A 21,093-nucleotide genomic window follows, 5' to 3' on the forward strand; every position below is an offset into this window, starting at 1 on the left:
CAATCGGTCTATGCGGCTATCCACCGGCTTCAGCGGACACCTGTACTATGTTCAGGCGTCCCCCGAGACGTTTCCTGCCAAATTCGCCGCCGAGCACCTGTCGAAGGTGGCGGCCATGGGATTCGGGCACGTGGTCTTCCCGGTGTCCGGAGAGTCCCTCAAGACCCTGTCCCAGGCGGGCGAGGCCGTTCTCGGTCCGATCGCCGAGATCTGTCGGCGCCATCAGCTTCGCATCATCCTCGACCTCGTCTCCGCTCCATCCGCCGGAATCGCCGCAGATGACGCCGTTCCGGATCCGCGCCGTGTCCCGACACCGGATCGGCAGACCGCTTTCGATCCGCAGGCCGCGGTCGATCTTCCGCTTGATCTGACGGCCCTGGTGGGAGCCGGCATCAGCGGCTTCGCCGTCAGCGTCGGAGAGGAGGCTCCGCGCTGGGCTGATGTCATCGCACGCACCCGGTCGAGCGGCGGGGAGTGCCGCTTCCTGGCCTGGACGGATGTCGGGGCCGATCAGGCAGCGATCCGCGACGCCGGCTTCGACGCCTGCCTCGGCCCGGCCGGCGCGCTGGAGACATGGCAGCGGGCATCGCTCACGCAGGCCGAACCCACAAGGCTGCCGACGATGGCCTATCCCGAGCGGCCGTTCGGCCCGCGCCTCGCCGGCCGCATCCGCCACACGCCGCTCCTGCGCCGGGCCTCCCTGCGGGCGCTGCGGCTGGCGGCGGCGGCGGGGGATGGCCTTCTGGTCCCGATGGGGTTCGAAGTGGCGGCGCGGGAGCCCGCGCATCGAGGACCGGCGGCCGACGCCGTGTCGGAATTCCGCTGGGCGCAGCAGACCGCGCCCTTCGACCTGTCCGACGAGATCGCGGCGACCATGGCGACGCCGCACGGCGGCGCCGGGGGCTCGATGGCCACACGAGTCCTCAGCGGCCCGGGGGAGCCGGTTCTGGCGCTGTTCCGCACCGCGATCCCGGCGTCGGAGACCGGCGACCTGATCCTGGTCAACGAGAACCTGCGGCAGCCGGCCCGGGTCCTGCCGTCGCCGATCCTCCGCGCCATCGGCGGCGAGTTCGGGCCGTTCACGGCGAAGCCGCCCGATGCGGCGCCGGGGCTGGACAGCGCCCGGCCGATCACGCTCGACGCCGGCGAGACGCGGGTGCTGACCGCGCGCCGCGCGGCGCCGGTCGCGCGGTTGCCCGAACAGGCCCTGGAACGTGCGGTCCGGGCACCGCGTCTTGCCATCGAGGCGGTAACCCCCTCCGCCGGTGAACCGCGCTTCCCGGTCAAGCGCATCGCCGGCGAGGCTGTGCGGGTCGAGGCCGACGTGATTGCCGATGGCCACGACGTGACCGCCGTCGCCCTGCTGTGGCGCCCGGCGGATGAGCGCGCCTGGCGCGAACAGCGCATGGCGCCGCTGGGCAACGACCGCTGGGCCGCGGAATTCCCGCTTGAGCGGATCGGCCGGTATGTCTTCGCCGTCGAAGCCTGGCGCGACGTGTTCGGCACCTTCCTGTACGAGCTGCGCAAGAAGCACGCGGCGCGGCTCGACCTCTCGGTCGAGATCGAGGAGGGGCGCCTGCTGGTCGAACAGGCACGGGGTGCCGCCCGGGGATCGATCCGGGCCGAACTCGATGCCCTGCTGGCGCGGATCGCCGCGACGGCGACAGGCCGGCTGGACCTGCTGCTGGCCCCAGAAACCGCGGCGCTGATGGCCAGCGCGGACCAGCGTCCCTTCGCGGTCCGCCAGGACCCGGCGCAGCCGGTGGATGCCGAGCGCAGGGCTGCGGGCTTCGCCAGCTGGTACGAGCTGTTCCCGCGGTCGCAAAGCCGAGAGCCGGGCCGGCATGGCACCTTCGACGATGTCATCACCCGCCTGCCGGCGATCCGGGCGATGGGATTCGACGTGCTGTACTTCCCGCCGATCCATCCGATCGGCCGCAAGAACCGCAAGGGCCGCAACAACAGCCTGACGCCGGGTCCGGACGATCCCGGCAGCCCCTATGCCATCGGCGCGGCCGAGGGTGGCCACGACGCGATCCATCCCGAGCTCGGCACCATCGCGGATTTCCGCCGGCTGCGCGATGCCGCGGCGGAGCACGGGCTGGAGCTGGCGCTCGATTTCGCCATCCAGTGCGCGCCCGACCATCCCTGGCTGCGCGACCATCCCGGCTGGTTCGGCTGGCGCCCCGACGGGTCGATCCGCTACGCCGAGAATCCGCCGAAGAAGTACGAGGACATCGTCAATGTCGACTTCTACGCGGACGACGCGATGCCCGCGCTGTGGCGGACCCTGCGCGACATCGTCGCCTTCTGGGTCGGCGAGGGCGTGCGGCTGTTCCGGGTCGACAATCCCCACACCAAGCCGTTCCCGTTCTGGGAGTGGCTGATCGCCGACATCCGCGGCCGCGACCCGGGCGTCGTCTTCCTGGCGGAGGCCTTCACCCGGCCGAAGGTGATGTACCGCCTGGCGAAGGTCGGCTTCTCCCAGTCCTACACCTACTTCACCTGGCGCAACACCAAGGCGGAGCTGACCAGCTACCTGACCGAACTGACCACGGCGGCGCCGCGGGATTTCTTCCGGCCGCACTTCTTCGTCAACACGCCGGATATCAACCCGCTGTTCCTGCAGACCTCCGGCCGTCCGGGCTTCCTGATCCGCGCCGCGCTGGCCACCACCCTGTCGGGCCTTTGGGGGATGTATAACGGCTTCGAGCTGTGCGAGGCCCAGGCGGTGCCGGGCAAGGAGGAGTACCTCGACAGCGAGAAGTACCAGCTGCGCGCCTGGGACCTGGACCGGCCCGGCAACATCGTCGCCGAGATCACCCGGCTGAACCGGATCCGGCACGCCAATCCCGCGCTGCAGAGCCATCTCGGCCTGACCTTCTACAAAGCCTCGAACGACAGCATCCTCTATTTCGCCAAGGCGACGCCCGATCGCGGCAACACCGTCCTGGTGGCGATCAACCTCGACCCGCACCGGGCGCAGGACGCCGATATCGAGATCCCGTTGTGGGAATGGGGGCTGCCCGACGACGCCGTGATGGCGGCGGAGGACCTGATGCGCGGCGAGCGCTTCGCCTGGCACGGCAAGGTCCAGCACATCCGCCTCGACCCCGCCGATTCACCTTTCGCCATTTGGCGCATCCAGCCGGCCCAGGAGGTCTGACATTGGGACACCACCCGTCCGCCCCGACCTTCGACGACCCGACCTGGTACAAGGACGCGGTCATCTACCAGCTGCATGTGAAGTCGTTCTTCGATTCCAACGATGACGGCATCGGCGACTTCAAGGGCCTGATCGCCAAGCTCGACTACATCGCCGCCCTGGGCGTCAACACGCTGTGGCTGCTGCCGTTCTACCCCTCGCCGCGGCTGGATGACGGCTACGACATCGCCGCCTACACCGAGGTGCATCCCGATTTCGGCGACATGGCCGATGCCAAGCGCTTCATCGCCGAGGCGCATCGCCGCGGCCTGCGGGTGATCACCGAACTGGTGATCAACCACACCTCGGACCAGCACCCGTGGTTCGAACGGGCGCGCCGGGCCAAGCCGGGATCGGCGGCGCGCCAGTATTACGTCTGGTCCGACACCGACCAGGCCTATGCCGGCACGCGGGTGATCTTCTGCGACACCGAGAAGTCGAACTGGACCTGGGACCCGGTGGCCGGCGCCTATTTCTGGCACCGCTTCTATTCGCACCAGCCGGATCTGAACTTCGACAATCCGCGGGTGCTGAAATCGGTGCTGCGCGTCATGCGGTTCTGGCTGGAAATGGGCGTCGACGGCCTTCGGCTCGACGCCATTCCCTACCTGATCGAGCGCGAGGGCACGTCGAATGAGAACCTGCCGGAGACCCATGCGGTGCTGAAGCAGATCCGCGGCTATCTCGACGCGCATTTCCCTGGCCGGCTGCTGCTGGCCGAGGCCAACCAATGGCCGGAGGACACGCAGGAGTATTTCGGCCAGGGCGACGAATGCCACATGGCGTTCCATTTCCCGCTGATGCCGCGGATGTACATGGCGATCGCGCGGGAGGACCGGTTCCCGATCACCGACATCCTACGGCAGACGCCCGACATCCCCGAGAACTGCCAATGGGCAATCTTCCTGCGCAACCATGACGAGCTGACGCTCGAGATGGTGACCGACAGCGAGCGCGACTTCCTGTGGGAGACCTATGCCGCCGACCGGCGCGCCCGGATCAATCTCGGCATCCGCCGCCGCCTGGCTCCGCTGCTGCAGCGCGACCGCCGCCGCATCGAGCTGATGCAGAGCCTGCTGCTGTCGATGCCGGGCACGCCGGTCCTGTACTACGGTGACGAACTGGGCATGGGCGACAACATCCACCTCGGCGACCGCGACGGCGTCCGCACGCCGATGCAATGGTCGCCGGACCGCAATGGCGGCTTCTCCCGCGCCGATCCGGAAAGCCTGGTCCTGCCGGCGATCATGGACCCGCTGTACGGGTTCTCGGCGGTCAACGCCGAATCCCAGGGCCGCGACCCGCATTCGCTGCTGAACTGGATGCGGCGGATGCTGGCCCTGCGCGGACAGCACCGGGCCTTCGGCCGCGGCAGCTTCCGCCTGCTCTATCCCGGCAACCGCAAGATCCTGGCCTATCTGCGCGAACTCGACGGCGAGAGCATCCTGTGCATCGCCAACCTGTCGCGCGCGCCGCAGCCGGTGGAGCTGGACCTGTCGGCCTATGAGGGCCATTCGCCGGTCGAGATGACGGGGGACACCGTGTTCCCGCCGATCGGCCAGCTGACCTATCTGCTGACCCTGCCGCCCTATGGCTTCTACTGGTTCCAGCTGCGGGCCGATGCCGAAACCCCGAACTGGCACCAGGCCCCGCCGGAGCAGATGCCGGAATATGTCACGCTGGTGCTGCGGGACGGCCTGGCCGACATCCTGGCGCCGGTGTCGCGACAGCTGCTGGAAGCCGAAAGCCTGCCGGCCTATCTGCCGATGCGGCGCTGGTTCGCGGCAAAGGACCAGAAGATCGACCAGGTCCGGATCGCCGGCGCCACGCCGGTGCCCGGGACCGACCTGATGCTGGTCCAGGTCGAGGCGACCGCGGGCGGCAAGACCGACCGCTATCAGATTCCGCTGGGCATCGCCTGGGAGGAGAGCGGCCTGCCGGCGCTGCAGCAACAGCTGGCGCTGGCGCGGGTCCGGCGCGGCCGCCGTGTCGGCTTCCTGACCGATGCCTTTTCCCTGCGCGGCCTGCCGCTCGGGATCGTCGACGGTTTGCGCCAGGGCCGCACCGTCCCGGTCGGCGGCGGCGAGATCCGGTTCCTGCCGACCTCCCGGATGGCGGATCTCGACCTGCCCGAAGACGTCGAGATCCGCTGGCTGGCAACGGAGCAGTCGAACAGCTCTCTGATCCTCGGCGAGGCGCTGGTGCTGAAGGTGATGCGCCGCATCCGGACCGGCATCCACCCCGAAGCCGAAATGGGCCGCTACCTCACCGACCACGGCGCCGCCGCCATCGCGCCCTTGTTCGGCGAGGTGGTGCAGACCGACGCCGACGGGCAGCCCCAGACCCTGGTGATCGTCCAGGGCTTCGTCCGCAACGAAGGCGACGGCTGGAGCTGGAGCCTGGAGCGCATCCGCCGCAGCGTGGACGAGCTGGCCCTGACCGAAGCGGACGCCACGGACGGCTTCGCCGACCCGTTGGGCTTCGTCGCGGCGATCGGCCGGCGCCTGGCCGAGATCCACGCCATCCTGGCCGCCCCGACCGATGATCCGGCCTTCGCCCCCGAACGGGTGGATGCCGATGTGGCCGATTCCTGGGTCGAGGAGACCCGGCTCGAACTCGACGGCGCGATCGCGACCGTCGCGGCGATGCGCGACTGGCCGGACGCGGAGACCAAGCAGGCGGCGGACTCCCTGCTCGCCGGTGGCGACACCCTGGCGCGGCTGGTGAAACGGCTGGCCGCGGACGGACGGGGGTCGCTGCAGACCCGGATCCATGGCGACTTCCACCTCGGCCAGGTGCTGGTGGCCCAGGGCGATGCCTATCTGATCGATTTCGAGGGCGAGCCTGCCCGGGCGATCGAGGAGCGCCGGCGCAAGTCGAGCCCGCTGCGCGATGTCGCGGGCCTGCTGCGGTCGATCGACTATGCCGCGGCCTCGGTCGACGACACCACCCGGGACACCCTTCCCGATGGGGTTCAGGCCCGCCGGGCCGACCTGCTGCAGCAGTTCCGGTCGCAGGCCGGCGCCGCCTTCCTCGATGCCTACCAGGCGACGGCGCGCGACGCGCCCCATCCCTGGGCCACGCCCGAGCAGGAGCAGGCCTTGATCGACCTGTTCTCCCTGCAGAAGGCCGCCTACGAAATCCGCTACGAGGCCGCCAACCGCCCCAGCTGGATCGGCTTGCCGGTCCGCGGACTGGCGACGCTGATGGCCCGCCTCGATGCCGACAGCAAGGTCGTATCCGATGCCTGATCTGATGATGCCGCCGACCGATGTCGACGCCGGCGCCCTCGATGCCCTCGCCCATGGGCGCCACGGCGATCCCTTCGCGCTGCTCGGGGCCCACCCCGATGGTCCGACCACCATGGTCCGCACCTGCCTGCCCAATGCGGCGACCGTGGAGGTGCTGGCCCGGTCGGACCGCCGCCTCCTGGCGACCCTCGAGCTGATTCATTCGGCCGGCGTGTTCGCCGGGGCCATCGGGCGGGCGGAGCCCTATCTGCTGCGCATCACCTGGCCGAGCGGCGTGGTGGAGGAGACCGAGGACCCCTACACCTTCGGCCTGGTGCTGACGGACGACGATCTGCGCGGCCTGGCCGGCGGCGACCCCGAAGCCGTGCGGCAGGGCCTGGGCAGCCGGCCGACAACGATGGACGGGGTCGCCGGCACGCGCTTCACCGTCTGGGCGCCGAATGCGCGGCGCGTCTCGGTGGTCGGCGAGTTCAACAGCTGGGATGGCCGGCGCCACCCGATGCGGCTGCGCCATCACGGCGGCATCTGGGAGCTGTTCATCCCGCGCATCGCCGATGGCGCCCTGTACAAATACGAGGTGGTGGACCGTGACGGCCAGGTGCCGCCGCAGCGGGCCGACCCGGTGGCGCGCGAGACCGAACTGCCGCCCCGCACGGCGTCCGTGGTGCCGAGCCCGTTCCCCCTGCGCTGGACCGACGACGACTGGATGCAGGGCCGGGCGGCCCGGCAGGCGCCGTCCGCACCGCTGTCGATCTACGAGATGCATGCCGGGTCCTGGATGCGCGACGGCAGCGACGTGCTGGACTGGGACGGGCTGACCGAGCGCCTGATCCCCTATGTCGCCGGCATGGGCTTCACCCATGTCGAGCTGATGCCGGTGGCGGAACATCCGTTCAGCGGCAGCTGGGGCTACCAGCCGCTCGGCCTCTTCGCCCCCACCGCCCGCTTCGGCCCGCCGGAGGGCTTCGCGCGCTTCGTCAATGCCTGCCACGCCGCCGGTGTCGGCGTGCTGGTCGACTGGGTGCCGGCGCATTTCCCCGGGGATGCGCATGGCCTGCTCCGGTTCGACGGCACCGCGCTGTACGAGCATGAGGATCCGCGCGAGGGCTTCCATCCCGACTGGAACACCTGGATCTACAATCTCGGCCGGGCCGAGGTGGTCGGCTTCCTGCTGGCCAGCGCCCTGGAGTGGCTGGACCGCTATCACGTCGACGGACTGCGGGTGGATGCCGTCGCCTCGATGCTGTACCGCGACTACAGCCGCAAGGCCGGCGAGTGGATCCCCAACGCCCATGGCGGGCGCGAGAACCTGGAAGCCATCGAATTCCTGCGTCGCCTGAACGCCATGGTGGCCGATCGCTGCCCCGGCGCCATCGTGATCGCCGAGGAATCGACGGCCTGGCCCGGCGTGACGGCGCCGGTCTCGGAGGGCGGGCTCGGTTTCTCCTATAAATGGAACATGGGCTGGATGCACGACACGCTCGGCTACATGGAACAGGACCCGATCCACCGCAAACACCACCACAACGCGATGACCTTCGGCCTGCTCTATGCCTTCTCCGAACGCTTCGTGCTGCCGCTGTCGCATGACGAGGTCGTCTACGGCAAAGGCTCGCTGCTCGGCCGCATGCCCGGCGGCACCTCGCAGCGCTTCGCCAATCTCCGGGCCTATTTCGGCTTCATGTGGAGCTCGCCGGGCAAGAAGCTGCTGTTCATGGGCGGCGAATTCGGCCAGGAGCGGGAGTGGAACCACGACACCCAGCTCGACTGGGACCTGCTCGACGACCCGCTGCATCGCGGGCTGCAGCGGCTGGTCCGGGACCTCAACCGGGTCTATTGCGGCGAGCCGGCCCTGCACGTCGAGGACAGCTCGCCGTCCGGCTTCGGCTGGACCGTCGCCGGCGACGCCGAGGCCAGCGTCTTCGCCTATCTCCGCTACGGGCGGTCCGGCGACCGGCCGGTCCTGGTCGTATGCAACTTCACCCCGGTCGCCAGGCCGGACTATCGGATCGGGGTGCCGCTCTCCGGGCCGTGGCACGAAATCGTCAACACCGATGCGCGGGTCTACGGAGGCGGTGGCCTGGGGGAAGGCAGCCAGATCGTCGCGATCGACGCGCCCGCAGGCGGGCAGCCTGCATCTCTGGCCCTTGACCTACCCCCGTTGAGCACGGTGATGCTCTGCCCCGTGCGAGGCTGATCGGCGATTTGGCCCCTTCTAGGCCTCTGCCAGCAGGGTCCGCAGGAAGGCGATGTCGTCGCGCAGGAAGGCGACCGCGTCGTCACCCATGCGCTGGCCCTTGCCGCTGGGATGGCTGTATTCGGCGGGCAGGCAGTAGGCGCCGGAGAAGCCGACCTTCCGCAGGCACTGAACGAATTCGCGCCAGGAATAGCCGGCGTGCCGGTGCGTGGTCCAATGCACCTTGTAGACCGCCTCGTCCTCCGGCCCGTTGACGCGGCGGTGATAGGCGCTCTTGAAGTTGGCCAGGCCGCGCATCCGGTCGGCCAGGATGTCGACCGCCAGGGCCGTCGGCTCGCCGGCCACGCCGCAATGCGCCATGTCCAGCACGGCGCAGACATGCTTCGGATCGTATTTCTCGATCAGGTGCAGCACGCCGGCGGCGCTGCCGATCTGGGCGCCGGAATGGTTCTGCACGCCGATCGCCACGCCATGGCGCTCCAGCGCCGGGACCAGGGCGTCGAAGCGGCGGCGGTAATCCTCGACCGTGGCGCGGAAGCCGACCGCCGGGTCGATCGCGACGCAGATGCGGATGATCGGCACCCTGGCCTCGCCGCAGGCGGCGATGGTGGCCTCGTCGATCGACCCGGCGATGCTGCGGATCTCCAGGCCCCGCTCGGCGAAGGTGCGCGCGGCGGCGGGCAGCCCGGCGGCCGCCGTCTCGGGCGTCACCTGGTAGCCGGGCCGCACCGGCAGCTCGACGCCCTGGAGGCCGAGCCCCGCCACCCTGTCGGCAAGCGCCGGCAGGGCGTCGGTCCAGGGCTTGGTGAACACGGTCAGGATCGGCTCGGCCATCATTCCTCCAGAAGGCGCGGGGGTCGGCGCGCTGGGATCAGCCCGCCGGGATCGGGGAGTAGCGGCCCGCATCGAGGCCGCAGGCCTGCGCCACCGCGCCGAGGCTGCGCCACACCTCGTCGGTGAGCGGGACGCCGGCGGCGACGCGTTCGGCGCGCCGCCGCGCCTCGGGCTCGCCGGGCAGCAGGACCTCATCGCCGGGCACGGCGGGCCGGCAGGCCTTGAAATAGTCGATGTAGCGCCGGGTCTCGGTGGCCAGATCGTCCGGCGACCCGAAATGGTCGGGCGACATGTAGATCGAGAACATGCCGTTGGAGAACGGGCGCGGCCCGGGGCCGGCGCAGCCCGACCCGGTCAGCGCCCCGGCGACCAGTTCGCAGATCAGCGCCAGCCCGGATCCCTTGTGCTCGCCGAAGGCGCGGATGGCGCCGAGGCCGTTCTGGGCGCTGCGCGGGCTGCCGTCGCCGATCGGGCCATAGAGCGTTTCGGGGTCGTTGCTGAGGCGGCCATCCGGCTCGATCAGGCTGCCTTCGGGCAGCGTCTTACCGCCGTTCGACGCCACCAGCACCTTGCCCTCGGCGACCAGCGAGGTGGCGAAGTCCAGGATCACCGGGGCCCGGCCGGGCACCAGGAAGCCGGCGGCGAAGGGCGCGGTGGAGAAGCGCCGTTCGACCCCGCCGAAGGGGGCGACCAGCTCGCTGCCGGCGACGTTGACGAAGTGGATCGAGCACAGCCCGGCGTCCGCCGCCATCTCCGCCCATTCGCCGATGCGGCCGAGATGGCCGGCATGGCGCAGGCCGATGACCGCGACGCCGGCCTGCCGCGCCTTGGCGATGCCCAGCTGCACCGCCTGCGGCCCCACCGTCTGGCCGAAGCCGTACTGGCCGTCGACCAGCGCGAAGGACGGCGTGTCGGTCAGCAGCTGCACCGTGACGTCGCGCCGGACCTCGTCCTTGGCCAGCATGCCGACATAGCGCGGCACCCGGATGACGCCGTGGCTGTCATGGCCGGTCAGGTTCGCGGCGACCAGGTATTCCGCGATCCGCCGACTCTCGGCGGCGCTGCAGCCCTGGGCGGCAAAGATGTCGCCGACCAGACCGGCCAGCGTTTCGTGATGGATCAGCATGATCGTCCCGTTGTCATTTCAGCCCGGTGGTCGCAATCCCCTCGATCAGCCGTCGCTGAAAGATCAGGAACACGACGAAGAGGGGCACCAGCGACAGCAGTGACATCGCCAGCATCGGCCCCCAGGCCGATACGCCGGTCGATGCCATGAACAGCCGCAGCCCCTGCGGGACGGTATAGGATGCCATGTCGGTCAGGTAGACCAGCGGCGTCAGAAAATCCTCATAGGTCCAGATGAAGGAGAAGACGGCGGTGGTGACCAGTGCCGGGGTCAGCAGCGGCAGGATGATCGAGCGGTAGATCCGGAACGGTCCGGCGCCGTCGATCGCGGCGGCCTCGTCCAGCTCGCGCGGGATGCCGCGGATGAACTGGACCATCAGGAAGATGAAGAACGCGTCGGCCGCCAGGAACTTCGGCACGATCAGCGGCAGGATGGTGTTCACCCAGCCGAGGTTGAAGAACAGGATGTATTGCGGGATCAGCGTCGCGTGCAGCGGCAGCATGATGGTGGCCAGCATCAGCGCGAACAGGGTGCGCTTGAACCGGAAGTTCAGCCGCGCGAAGGCGTAGGCGACCAGGCTGCAGGCCATGACGTTGCCGATCACCGCCAGCCCCGAGATGACGAAGGAGTTGCGGAAGAACACGCCGAACGGCAGGGCCGCGCCGCGCCAGCCGTCGCTGTAGTTCTGCGGCCGCAGCTTCGCCGGCCATAGCCCCGGATCCGAGAAGATCAGGTTGGACGGCTTGAGCGAGCTGCTGGCCAGCCACAGCAGCGGGTAGATCATGACCACGGCGCCGGCGATCAGTGCGAGGTGCATCATGATGCGCTTGGGCCGCACATCGACGAGCCAGAACGGCATCCCCTGGCGGGTCATCGCTCGTCACCGTAATGCACCCAGTACCGGGCGGACATGAAGGCGATCGCGGTCGCGGTGGCGATGATGCCGACCAGGACCCAGGCCATCGCCGAGGCGTAGCCCATCTGGAAGTTGGTGAAGCCCTGCTCGTAGAGGTAGAGCGTGTAGAACAGCGTCGAATCCGCCGGCCCGCCGGTGCCGTTGCTGATGATGAAGGACGGCGTGAACGCCTGGAACGCGCCGATCATCTGCATGATGAAGTTGAACAGGATGATCGGCGTCAGCAGCGGCAGCGTGATCCGGACGAATTTGGTGACCGGGCCGGCGCCGTCGACCGCCGCGGCGTCGTAGAGGTCCTGCGGGATCTGCTTCAGCCCGGCGAGGAAGATGATCATCGGCGACCCGAACTGCCACACCGCCAGGCTGACCAGGGTGTAGAGGGCGTAGTCGGGGTTGGAGATCCAGCTCGGCCCGTCGATGCCGAACCACAGCAGGATCTGATTGATCAGCCCGTCATAGCTGAAGATCTGGCGCCACATGATGGCCACCGCGACGCTGCCGCCCAGCAGTGAAGGCAGGTAGTAGATGCCGCGGTAGAGGCCGAGGCCGGCGATGCCGCGGTTCAGCATCACCGCCACCGCCAGGGCGAAGGCCAGCTTCAGCGGCACCGACAGGAAGACATAGGTGAAGGTGACCTTCACCGCCTGGACGTAGCGCGGGTCTTCGAACAGCAGCCGGCGGTAGTTCTCCAGCCCGGCCCAGACCGGCGCGTTGAACAGGTCGTAGGTGGTGAAGGACAGGTACAGCGAGGCCAGGATCGGCCCGAGGGTCAGGCAGACCACCCCGAGGATCCAGGGCGACAGGAACAGGAAGGCCGCGCCGTTCTGTTCGGCCGTCATGCCGATGCCGCGCCGCGACCGGCGCCGCCTTGAGGCCCCGGGCGATGCGGCGGCCGGCGCCGTGGCTGATATGGTCTGATGCCCGTCCACCGGCACGCCCCTCACGCGATCGTCGGGATGCAGCGCGTCACAGCCGCGCCTTGGCTTCGCCGATGAACTGGTCCGCGGCCTCCTGCGGCTTCATCTTGCCGAAGGCCACCGCCTCGTTGGCGCGCCGCAGCATGCCCGACATGCCGGTGATGCCGGGATAGCGCGGCGGCGCCGGGTTCTGCTGCAGCAGGTCGATATAGGCGATGATGGTGCGGTCGGCGTCGGTGCCTTCGGTCGCCAGCGCGGCGCGGCCGGCCTTCGACGCCGGCACCATGCCGCTGCCGCGGTAGTAGAGCTCGATGCCCGCGGGCTCGAAATGGATGAACCGGATGATGTCGATGATCCGGTCCTTGTGCGGCGACTTCGACCAGATGCCGGTGGAATTGCCGGCATAGGTGTAGTGGTGCTGCCCCAGCGAACCGCCCTTGAAGCCGTTCGGCAGCATGTGCAGCGTCAACGGATCCGTGGTCAGCGCCTGCAGGCCGACGAAGCTGTCGGTGAGCGAGATGAACATCGCCGCCCGCCCGGCGATCAGCCCGGTCAGGCTGGGGTCGTCGCCGGTCGACAGCGCCTGCACATCGCCCGGGGGGATGCCGCCGGCATCGCGCAGGCGGGCCCAGTAGGCGAACCATTCGGCGAGGTCTTCCCGGGCGAAGCCGAACTGCCGCTCGGGCGTGAACATCGACTTGCCCATGCCGCGCAGGAAGACGTCGCACGGGATGTAGTTCGACCCCGCATCCTCCAGCCCCCAGAAGCGGGGGCCGCGCGCCTTGGTCAGCGCCACCGCGGTCTCGGCCAGCTGCTCCCACGTCCACATCTGGTCGGGCAGGGGAATGCCCGCATCGGTGAAGATCGAGGCCTTCACCGTGATCGCCGGGGCGATGCAGTCGTTGGGGATGGCGTAGAGCTTGCCGCCCAGGGTGCCGGCCTTGATCGCTCCGTCGACATAGTCGGACAGGTTGAGCGGGTTCGGGATGTAGGCGTTCAGCGGGTCGAGCACGCCGCGCCGGGCGTATTCGCCCAGCAGGTCGACATTCACGCTGAACATGTCGGGCGCGTTGCCGCCCGCGGCCTCGGTCGCCAGCTTGTCGGTGAAGGCCCCGAAATTGGTGAATTCCGGGACGATCTCCACCCCCGGATTGCGGTCGGTGTAGGCTTTCAGGGTCGCGAGGGTCTGGGTCAGCTGTTCCTGCGATTCGACGTAGCCGCCGAAGCGGATGCGGGCCGGGGCCTGGGCCAGGGCGCCGGCGCGGGGCAGCAGGCCGGCCAGCGCCAGCCCCCCCATCGCGGCGCCACCCCGCAGCAGGACGTCGCGTCGGTTCACCATCCTTGCCATCTCGGTGTCCTCCCATGAGTGGTGAGGCGCCTGCCGCGCCTTTCGTGACGGCAGGTCGCGATGCGCCTGCGTCTATTCTTGGTTTTGTTGGTGCAACGTAACACCAGCGACGCCGCGAGTGTCAACCCGCAGATTTTGGCAGCCTTATCCGAAGGGCCTATTCAGCCATTTGACACGGCCGCCACGCTGGCGCTATTGCTGATAAAACGTTGCACAAGAGCGGCCGTTGCCAGAGCGGCCGTCGGGAATCGGTGGATATCGTGGCGAGCATTCATGACGTGGCGCGGGTGGCGGGCGTGTCGGCGAGCACCGTCTCCAACGTGCTCAACGGCCGTCACGAGCGCATGCAGGCCGAGACCAAGGCCCGCGTCCTGCGCGCCATCGAGGAGCTGGGCTACACCCCGAACGCCCTGGCCCAGCAGTTCAAATCCGGCCGCAACCGCACCATCGGGCTGATCGTGCCGTCGGTCGCCAACCCGTTCTGGGGCGCGCTGGCGCACCGGGTCGAACGGGCGGCGACGGCGCTGGGCTACAAGGTCCTGTTCTGCAACGCCGAGCGCGACCCGCAGCTGGAGACCCGCTATGCCGAGACGCTGCTCGCCTCCGGCGTGCGCGGCGTCATCTTCAGCTCCTCGCCGCTGTCCTTCGACCATCTCAGCCACCTGACCCGGCGCGGCCTGGTGGTCGCCGCCTTCGACCGGCGCGGCCATGGCGCCGAGGAGGTGGTGGCCTGCAGCGTCAGCATCGACAACGAGCTCGGCGGCAAGCTGGCCGGCCAGCATCTCGTCGGCCTCGGCCACCGCCGCATCGGCTTCATCTCCGGGCCGATCAAGACCTCGAGCCGGGTTGGCCGCCTCAACGGGCTGCGGGCGGCGATGGCGAAGGCCGGGCTGGAGCTGGATCCCGACCTGGTCTGGCAGGGCGCCGGCATCGGCGGCTATGGCGACACCGAAGGGCCGGAGCTCGGGCGCATCGGCATCCGCGAGCTGCTCAGCCGCGACGACCCGCCGACCGCCGTGGTCACCATCAACGACATGTATGCGATCGGCGGCTATGCCGGCGCGCGTGACCTCGGCGCCAGCATCCCGGGCGACATCTCGGTCGTCGGCTTCGACGACATCGACCTGGCCGCGGTGGTGCACCCGGCGCTGACCACGGTGCGCCAGCCGCTGGCCGCCATGGCCGAGACCGCGGTGCAGGCGCTGATCCGGGTGCTCGAGGGCACCAACGAGGGGGCGGAGCCGCATGTCAGCGCCACGCCCCAGCTGATCGTGCGGGCGTCGACGGCGCCGCCGCGCGACCGCACGCATCCGAACAACGGAGCCAGATGATGGTGGGACAGGGTTTCCTCGCCGGGCGGACGATCCTCGTCGCCGGCGCCAGCAGCGGCATGGGGCGCGCGACCGCGCTGGCCGTGGCGCGGGAGGGCGGCGCGCTGCTGCTGCTCGGCCGCGACCGCGCGCGGCTGGACGCGGTCGCGGCCGAGATCCGCGGCATCGCGCCGGACCGGCCGGCCGCCGTCATCGCGGTGGACGCCGCCGACGCGGCCGCGCTGGAGGCGGCGCTGGCCCCGCGTGGCGACGCGCTGTCCGGGCTGGACATCGTCGTCAACTCGGTCGGCACCAACATCGTCGGCCGCGCCTTCGGCGAGCTGACGCCCGATAGCTGGGCCGGCATGGTGGACGCCAACCTCAACGCCGCCTTCAACCTCACCCGGGCGGTGGTGCCCGGCATGCGGGCCCGCCGGCAGGGTCTGATCATCCACATCTCCTCGGTGGCCGCGCGCAAGGCCGATCGCTCCGGCGCCGCCTACCAGGCGACCAAGGCCGGGGTGGTGGCGCTGACCCATGCGGTGATGGAGGAGGAGCGCGAGAACGGCCTGCGCCTGACCGCGATCCTGCCGGGCATGACCGACACGCCGCTGCTCGACAAGCGGCCGGTGCCGGTGCCGGCGGAAAGCCGCCGGGCCGCGCTGCAGCCCGACGACGTCGCCGCCGCCTGCCTGTTCGTGATGGGCCTGCCGGCCCGCGCCCATGTCGCCGAAATCGTGCTGCAGCCCAGCCGCAGCTGACCGTCCCCAAAAGAGGGACGAGCACCACACACGGAGAGGAATGCCGATGTCGACCGCCGGTCGAACCCATTCAGGAGACTCGCGGCCGGTGGTCGCCCTGCTGCTGACCCCGGAGATGCGGGTACAGATGATCCCGCCCGCGGCGGAGGAGAAGCTGGCCGCGGTCGCCACGGTGCGCGCCCCGGCCGCCGGCGAACTGACGCCCGCCAACCTGGTCCAGCTGCTCGACGGCGCCGGCGCGGCGCTGACCGGCTGGGGCACGCCGCCGATCGGCGACGACGTGCTGGCCGCGCGGCCGGAGCTCGGGCTGGTCGCCCATTCCGCCGGCAGCGTCCGCCGCCTGGTGCCGCCCGCGGCGATCGAGAGCGGCCGCCTGCAGGTGACCCATGCCGCGGTGCATATCGCCGAATCCGTGGCCGAGTTCGTGATCGCGCAGACCCTGTCGATCCTGCGTGAGCCGCACCGCCACGATGTCGGCATGAAGGCCAACGAAGGCTGGCTCGACCTGCGGGCGCGGCATCTCGGCCGGCTGCTGGGCGAACAGACCGTCGGTCTCGTCGGCGCCGGCTATGTCGGGCGGCTGGTGATCAAGCTGTTCCGGGCCTTCGGCTCGCGCGTCCTGGTGTTCGACCCCTTCCTGTCGGCGGAGAAGGCAGCGGAACTCGGCGTCGAGCGCGCCGGCCTCGACGAGCTGCTGGGCGCCTGCGACATCGTCTCGCTGCATGCGCCGGCGCTGCCGGAGACCCGGCACATGATCGGCGCGGCACAGCTGGCGCGGCTGCGCGATGGCAGCCTGTTCATCAACACCAGCCGCCCTTCGCTGGTCGACGAGGCGGCGCTGCTGGCCGCCCTGCGCACCGGCCGGTTCCAGGCGGCGCTCGATGTCTTCGACCAGGAGCCGCTGCCGGCCGACAGCCCGTTCCGGACGCTGCCGAATGTCGTGCTGTCGCCGCACGCCGCCGGCCACACCGCGGATTCGCACAAGCGCCAGGGGGCGACCACGGTCGACGAGATCTGCCGCTTCCTCGCCGGCGAACCGCTGCGCCACCCGGTGACGCCCGCGATGCTCGCGACCATGGCTTGAGAGAAGGACCCAGACATGAGCTTCCAGGACAAGGTCGTGCTCGTCACCGGCGGGGCCTCCGGGATCGGCGGCGCGACCACGCGCGCCTTCGCCAAGGCCGGCGCCAAGGTGGCCTTCACCTACGCCACCAGCCGGGACGAGGCCGATGCCATCGTGCAGGAGTTCGCCGCGGAGGGCGTGAAAGGCCTCGCCCTGCAGGCCGATGTCACCCGTCCCGAGGCGGTGACCGAGGTCTTCGCCCGGGTCGAACGCGATCTCGGGCCGGTCGACATCCTGTTCGCCAATGCCGGCGGCCTGCTGAAGCGCAGCCGCTGCGTCGACACCAGTCTCGAGCTGTGGCAGCAGGCGATCGCCATCAACCTGACCAGCACCTTCCTGTGCTGCCAAGCCGCCCTGCGGTCGATGGAGCCGCGCCGTTCGGGCGCCATCGTCACCATGTCGTCGCTGGCGGCGTTCGACGGCGGCGGCTTCGGCGCCGCCCACTATGCGGTGACCAAGGGGGCGGTGGCGACCTTCACCCGCAGCCTGGCCAAGGAGGTCGGGCCGCTGGGCATCCGCGTCAACGGCGTCGCGCCCGGCCTGATCGGCACGCGCTTCCACGACACCTTCAACACCCCGGAAGGCCGCGCCGCCGCCGTGGAGAAGACGCCGCTGCGCCGCGAGGGGACGCCGCAGGACGTGGCGGACGCCGTGCTGTACCTCGCCTCGGACCACGCCTCCTACCTGGCCGGCGAGATTATGCAGATCAATGGCGGGGTCGGGTTCTGAGTGACGGCGAAGGAGGCGGAGGGGGCAGGGCGTTCCCGGACGAGGCGTCGCCCGCAGGCGCTGCCTCGTCCGATAGACCGGCCTGGTCCCTGCGATCAGACCCTGGGATCGCCGCGGCCATAGAGGTCGCGCTCGCGGGCGATCTCCTCCGGGGTATAGGCCGGGGCCGCGGGGTCGTATTGCCGCCATCCGGACGAGCGGTAGGCCTCTCCGCGAGCCTCGGCGTCGACCGCTCCATGATCCAGCAGAATGCGCTCGATCTCGCGGGCCCGCGCCTCATCCACCTGGACCGTCAGGACGGTGCCGCCGCGGCGCACGCCCTCGGCGTAGACATGGGCGGCACCCTCGTCGACGCCGGCATGCGTCATGGCCCCCATCAGTCCGCCCGCTGCGCCACCGGCGACCGCGCCGACCGCCGCGCCGGCAACGGTGGCGGCCAACCAACCGGCGGCGACGATGGGGCCGACGCCGGGGATGGCCATGATGCCGAGTCCGGTCAGGAGCCCGGCCCCGCCGCCGAGGACGGTGCCGATTCCAGCGCCCGTGCCAGCCCCTGCCCCCGCGTTTGAGGGGCCATCGGCGTCGTCATCGTCGACATTGTTGACGATAAGGCCGATGTCATCCCGCGGCACGCCGAGGGACTCGATGTCCCGGCGGGCCTCGGCGGCGTCTTCGCGGCGATCGAACAGCCCCGTGATGGCGATGCGTGCCATTGATCTTCTCCTTGAATGATCCGCCGGCGGCGGATGGTTTTGCAACGGGGCGCGGCCTACTCGGCGGCGATGTTGCCCTGATAATCGAGGCCGACCTTGACGCTCTTGGCGTCCTTGGACGCCGTCGCCCACCACACCCCGTCCACGTCCTTGGTCAGCGCGGTGACGCTGGTGAACCCGAAGCCCTCGAGCCTGGATTTCGCCTGGGCTTCGGTGAAGCTGTTGGCGCCTTTCTTCAGTTCGCCGGGCGACGCCAGGACAACGCCCTGCTTCGCCTCCATCGTGGTGTCCGTCGTGGCGCCAGTGGCGGGCGCGGTCGTCGTCTGGGCCGTGGCCGCCACGCCGAACGTGGCGGAAAAGATCGCAGCAAGGATCGCTGTGCGGATCATCTTCAATCTCCGGAAGGAACATCTATGCATGGAAAATGAGGGCAACGACCGTTCGGTTCCGTCTGGTAAATAAATTACGCAGCTCCTTAAAGTTAACTTTTGATGTATCACGAAGATATTCAGTCCGGCCGCACCGCATCGCTGCGCCTTGGATTGAATTCGCATTATTTCTTCTGACGTCAGGCGCAACAGCGGAACGAATTAAGGTCGGCACACATTGCCTTGATACTGGCAATCATGGAGATTCGACATGGACAAGGATCGCATCGCAGGCGCCGCCAAGCAGGCCAAGGGCGCCGTGAAGGATGCCGCGGGCAAGGTGACCGGCGACCGCAACCTTCAGGCCGACGGCAAGGCCGACAAGGTCGAAGGCAAGGTGCAGAAGGAAGTCGGCAAGGCGAAGGATGCCGTCCGGGACGCCGTCAAGCGATAGGGAACGGCACGGAGGTCCATCCTCCGGTCCTATCCCTGCATTGAAGAGCGGGCTCGCCATCACATCCCGATGGCGAGCCCGCTCTCATGGCCTTTGCTGCCAAGTCAGATCGACTTGACCTCGCCACCATCCATCCGCAGTGCCGAACCGGTCATCCAGCGCGCTCCGGGGGACACCAGGAAGGCCATCAGCTCGGCGATCTCCTCCGGCTCCCCGTAGCGGGCGATGCCGGCCTCCTTCGGGAAGGCGGCGGTCGCCTGCTCCACGGTCATGCCGTGCAGCGGCGCCCAGTGCTGGAGGTACGACCGCCGGCGGCCGGTCATGACGGGACCCGGCAGCACGCTGTTGACCTGGACGCCATCGGCGATGCCGCGATCGGAGAACGCCTTGGCCATCGCCACGATGGCGGCGTTGATGGTGCCGACCGCGGCATAGGGCGCCTTCGGGAACTCGGCGGAGTTGCCGGACATCAGCACGACGGACCCGCCGGCCTCCCTCAACGCCGGCCAGGCCGCGATGGTCAGCCGGCGCGCGCCGTGAAGCTTGAGCGCCAGGCCGCCTTCCCACTGCTCATCCGTCATCTCGAACAGATCGACCTGCGGCACCGCCCCGGCGATGTTCAGCAGCGCGTCGATCCGGCTGAAGGCCGCCAGACTGCGGGCGACGACGTCCTGCGCCACCGGCGCCCCGGCGAGGTCGGCGTCGATCACCAGCGGCTCGGCGCCGGCGGCTTGCACCAATGCCGCCACCTCTTCCAGCTTCTCGCGATTGCGGGCGACCAGCACGATCGCGGAGAAATCCCGGGCCAGGCGGATGGCGGTGGCACGGCCGATGCCTTGGCTGGCACCGGTCACGATGGCGACTGACTTGGTCATGAGGACGGCTCCTGACTCAATTGTTTGACCGATCGTTCAGTGAATGACGCGCGGTGTGTCGGTTCAGGGAGCGAGGAAGACCCGGATCGCGTCGGCGATCTCGCGGGCATGCGTCTCCAGCGCGAAATGCCCGGTGTCGAAGAAGCGGATCTCGGCGTCCGGGATGTCGCGCCTGAAGGCCTCGGCGCCGGGTGGCAGGAAGAATGGGTCGTTCTTGCCCCACACCGCCAGCAGCGGCGGCCGGTGGGTGCGGAAATAGGCCTGGAAGTCCGGGTAGAGCGCGACGTTGCTGGCGTAGTCGAGGAACAGGTCGAGCTGCACCTCATCGGCGCCGGGCCGGGCCAGGTAGAAATCGTCGAGCGAGGAGCCGTCCGGGGACACCGATGTCTCGTCGGCCACGCCATGGGTGTACTGCCAGCGGGTGGTCTCGGGGGCCAGGAACGCCCGCAGGGCGTCGCGGTTGGCGGCCGACGGCTCCTGCCAATAGGCGCGGATCGGGTTCCAGCCCTCGCTCAGCCCCTCCTCATAGGCGTTGCCGTTCTGGGTGATGATCGCGGTGATGCGGTCCGGATGCTTAGCGGCGATGCGGAAGCCCGTCGGCGCGCCGTAATCGAACACGTAGACCGCGAAGCGGTTGAGGCCGACCACCTCGGTGAAGCGATCGATCACGCCGGCGATATGGTCGAAGGTGTAGGCAAACTCGCTCCGGGACGGCATGTCCGACCGGCCGAAGCCCGGCAGGTCGGGCGCGACGATGTGGAAGCGGTCGGCCAGCAACGGGATCAGGTCCCGGAACATGTGGCTGGAGCTGGGGAAGCCGTGCAGCAGCAGCAGCTTGGGGGCGGCGGGCGAGCCGGCCTCGCGGTAGAAGACATTGATGCCGTCGACATCGGCCTTGCGGTATCGGATCTGGGTCATGGCGAAGTCTCCGTGGAATGGGTCGGCTGTGGGACCGACCGAGTTTTT

The 21,093-nt window shown here is 69.5% G+C and carries 17 protein-coding genes; 8 read left to right on the plus strand and 9 right to left on the minus strand.

Translation table 11 applies throughout. The features are described from left to right. Positions 1 to 115 precede the first annotated feature (115 nt). The 3 genes from AB4112_RS03175 to glgB are packed head-to-tail and all read left to right on the plus strand — an operon-like array spanning position 116 to position 8,653. A complete protein-coding gene (locus tag AB4112_RS03175; RefSeq protein ID WP_441717042.1) occupies positions 116 to 3,166 on the plus strand; it encodes an alpha-1,4-glucan--maltose-1-phosphate maltosyltransferase in 3,051 nt (1,016 codons plus the stop codon). Between the two features lie 2 nt (positions 3,167 to 3,168). Further along, positions 3,169 to 6,456, plus strand: a complete 3,288-nt coding sequence (treS, locus tag AB4112_RS03180; protein ID WP_441717043.1) for a maltose alpha-D-glucosyltransferase — start codon at positions 3,169 to 3,171, stop codon at positions 6,454 to 6,456. Then, positions 6,449 to 8,653 carry a 1,4-alpha-glucan branching protein GlgB gene (gene glgB / locus AB4112_RS03185; RefSeq protein WP_441717044.1) on the plus strand — a complete coding sequence of 735 codons (2,205 nt, stop codon included), beginning with the start codon at positions 6,449 to 6,451 and terminating at the stop codon, positions 8,651 to 8,653. Before treS ends, glgB begins: the two co-directional genes overlap by 8 nt. A gap of 18 nt (positions 8,654 to 8,671) precedes the next feature. Here glgB and AB4112_RS03190 read toward each other — a convergent pair whose 3' ends face one another. The 5 genes from AB4112_RS03190 to AB4112_RS03210 form a co-directional block, all read right to left on the minus strand. Then, positions 8,672 to 9,487, minus strand: a complete 816-nt coding sequence (locus tag AB4112_RS03190) for a sugar phosphate isomerase/epimerase family protein (protein WP_441717045.1) — start codon at positions 9,485 to 9,487, stop codon at positions 8,672 to 8,674. 37 nt (positions 9,488 to 9,524) lie between these two features. Continuing rightward, entirely contained in the window at positions 9,525 to 10,613 is a 1,089-nt protein-coding gene (locus tag AB4112_RS03195) for an Ldh family oxidoreductase (RefSeq protein ID WP_441717046.1), read from the minus strand. A gap of 13 nt (positions 10,614 to 10,626) precedes the next feature. Continuing rightward, positions 10,627 to 11,487: a carbohydrate ABC transporter permease gene (locus AB4112_RS03200; protein ID WP_441717047.1), complete on the minus strand. Its 861-nt coding sequence runs from the start codon at positions 11,485 to 11,487 to the stop codon at positions 10,627 to 10,629. Continuing rightward, on the minus strand, positions 11,484 to 12,368 hold the full coding sequence (locus tag AB4112_RS03205) for a carbohydrate ABC transporter permease (protein ID WP_441717048.1): 885 nt from the start codon (positions 12,366 to 12,368) through the stop codon (positions 11,484 to 11,486). Before AB4112_RS03205 ends, AB4112_RS03200 begins: the two co-directional genes overlap by 4 nt. A 127-nt stretch (positions 12,369 to 12,495) precedes the next feature. Next, positions 12,496 to 13,785 (minus strand): ABC transporter substrate-binding protein, encoded by a 1,290-nt coding sequence (locus AB4112_RS03210; RefSeq protein WP_441717049.1) that lies wholly within the window; start codon positions 13,783 to 13,785, stop codon positions 12,496 to 12,498. 269 nt (positions 13,786 to 14,054) lie between these two features. Between AB4112_RS03210 and AB4112_RS03215 the strand changes: the two genes are divergently transcribed. The 4 genes from AB4112_RS03215 to AB4112_RS03230 all read left to right on the plus strand — a co-directional run bounded on the left by AB4112_RS03215 (position 14,055) and on the right by AB4112_RS03230 (position 17,717). Beyond that, positions 14,055 to 15,125 (plus strand): LacI family DNA-binding transcriptional regulator, encoded by a 1,071-nt coding sequence (locus AB4112_RS03215; protein ID WP_309795364.1) that lies wholly within the window; start codon positions 14,055 to 14,057, stop codon positions 15,123 to 15,125. Continuing rightward, positions 15,125 to 15,865 carry an SDR family oxidoreductase gene (locus tag AB4112_RS03220; RefSeq protein WP_309795362.1) on the plus strand — a complete coding sequence of 247 codons (741 nt, stop codon included), beginning with the start codon at positions 15,125 to 15,127 and terminating at the stop codon, positions 15,863 to 15,865. The genes AB4112_RS03215 and AB4112_RS03220 overlap by 1 nt, the downstream gene beginning before the upstream one ends. An 88-nt stretch (positions 15,866 to 15,953) precedes the next feature. Further along, complete coding sequence (locus AB4112_RS03225) at positions 15,954 to 16,949, plus strand: hydroxyacid dehydrogenase (protein ID WP_441717050.1); 996 nt, start codon at positions 15,954 to 15,956, stop codon at positions 16,947 to 16,949. A gap of 15 nt (positions 16,950 to 16,964) precedes the next feature. Further along, a complete protein-coding gene (locus AB4112_RS03230) occupies positions 16,965 to 17,717 on the plus strand; it encodes an SDR family NAD(P)-dependent oxidoreductase (RefSeq protein ID WP_441717051.1) in 753 nt (250 codons plus the stop codon). A 95-nt stretch (positions 17,718 to 17,812) separates the two neighbouring features. On the opposite strand, the gene AB4112_RS03235 is transcribed toward AB4112_RS03230, so the two are convergent. Further along, positions 17,813 to 18,430 (minus strand): hypothetical protein, encoded by a 618-nt coding sequence (locus AB4112_RS03235; protein WP_309795357.1) that lies wholly within the window; start codon positions 18,428 to 18,430, stop codon positions 17,813 to 17,815. Positions 18,431 to 18,486: 56 nt separating this feature from the next. Next, positions 18,487 to 18,819, minus strand: coding sequence for a hypothetical protein (locus AB4112_RS03240; protein ID WP_441717052.1), 333 nt, complete (start codon positions 18,817 to 18,819; stop codon positions 18,487 to 18,489). 250 nt (positions 18,820 to 19,069) lie between these two features. Between AB4112_RS03240 and AB4112_RS03245 the strand changes: the two genes are divergently transcribed. After that, entirely contained in the window at positions 19,070 to 19,252 is a 183-nt protein-coding gene (locus AB4112_RS03245; protein WP_309795353.1) for a CsbD family protein, read from the plus strand. 104 nt (positions 19,253 to 19,356) lie between these two features. Here the strand turns inward: AB4112_RS03245 and AB4112_RS03250 are convergent, their stop codons facing one another. Next, positions 19,357 to 20,127 (minus strand): SDR family oxidoreductase, encoded by a 771-nt coding sequence (locus tag AB4112_RS03250; RefSeq protein ID WP_441717053.1) that lies wholly within the window; start codon positions 20,125 to 20,127, stop codon positions 19,357 to 19,359. A gap of 63 nt (positions 20,128 to 20,190) precedes the next feature. Beyond that, positions 20,191 to 21,045 carry an alpha/beta fold hydrolase gene (locus AB4112_RS03255; RefSeq protein WP_441717054.1) on the minus strand — a complete coding sequence of 285 codons (855 nt, stop codon included), beginning with the start codon at positions 21,043 to 21,045 and terminating at the stop codon, positions 20,191 to 20,193. Between the last annotated feature and the right edge of the window lie 48 nt (positions 21,046 to 21,093).

The organism is Inquilinus sp. 2KB_23, from assembly GCF_052115705.1.
GTDB lineage: Bacteria > Pseudomonadota > Alphaproteobacteria > DSM-16000 > Inquilinaceae > Inquilinus > Inquilinus ginsengisoli_A.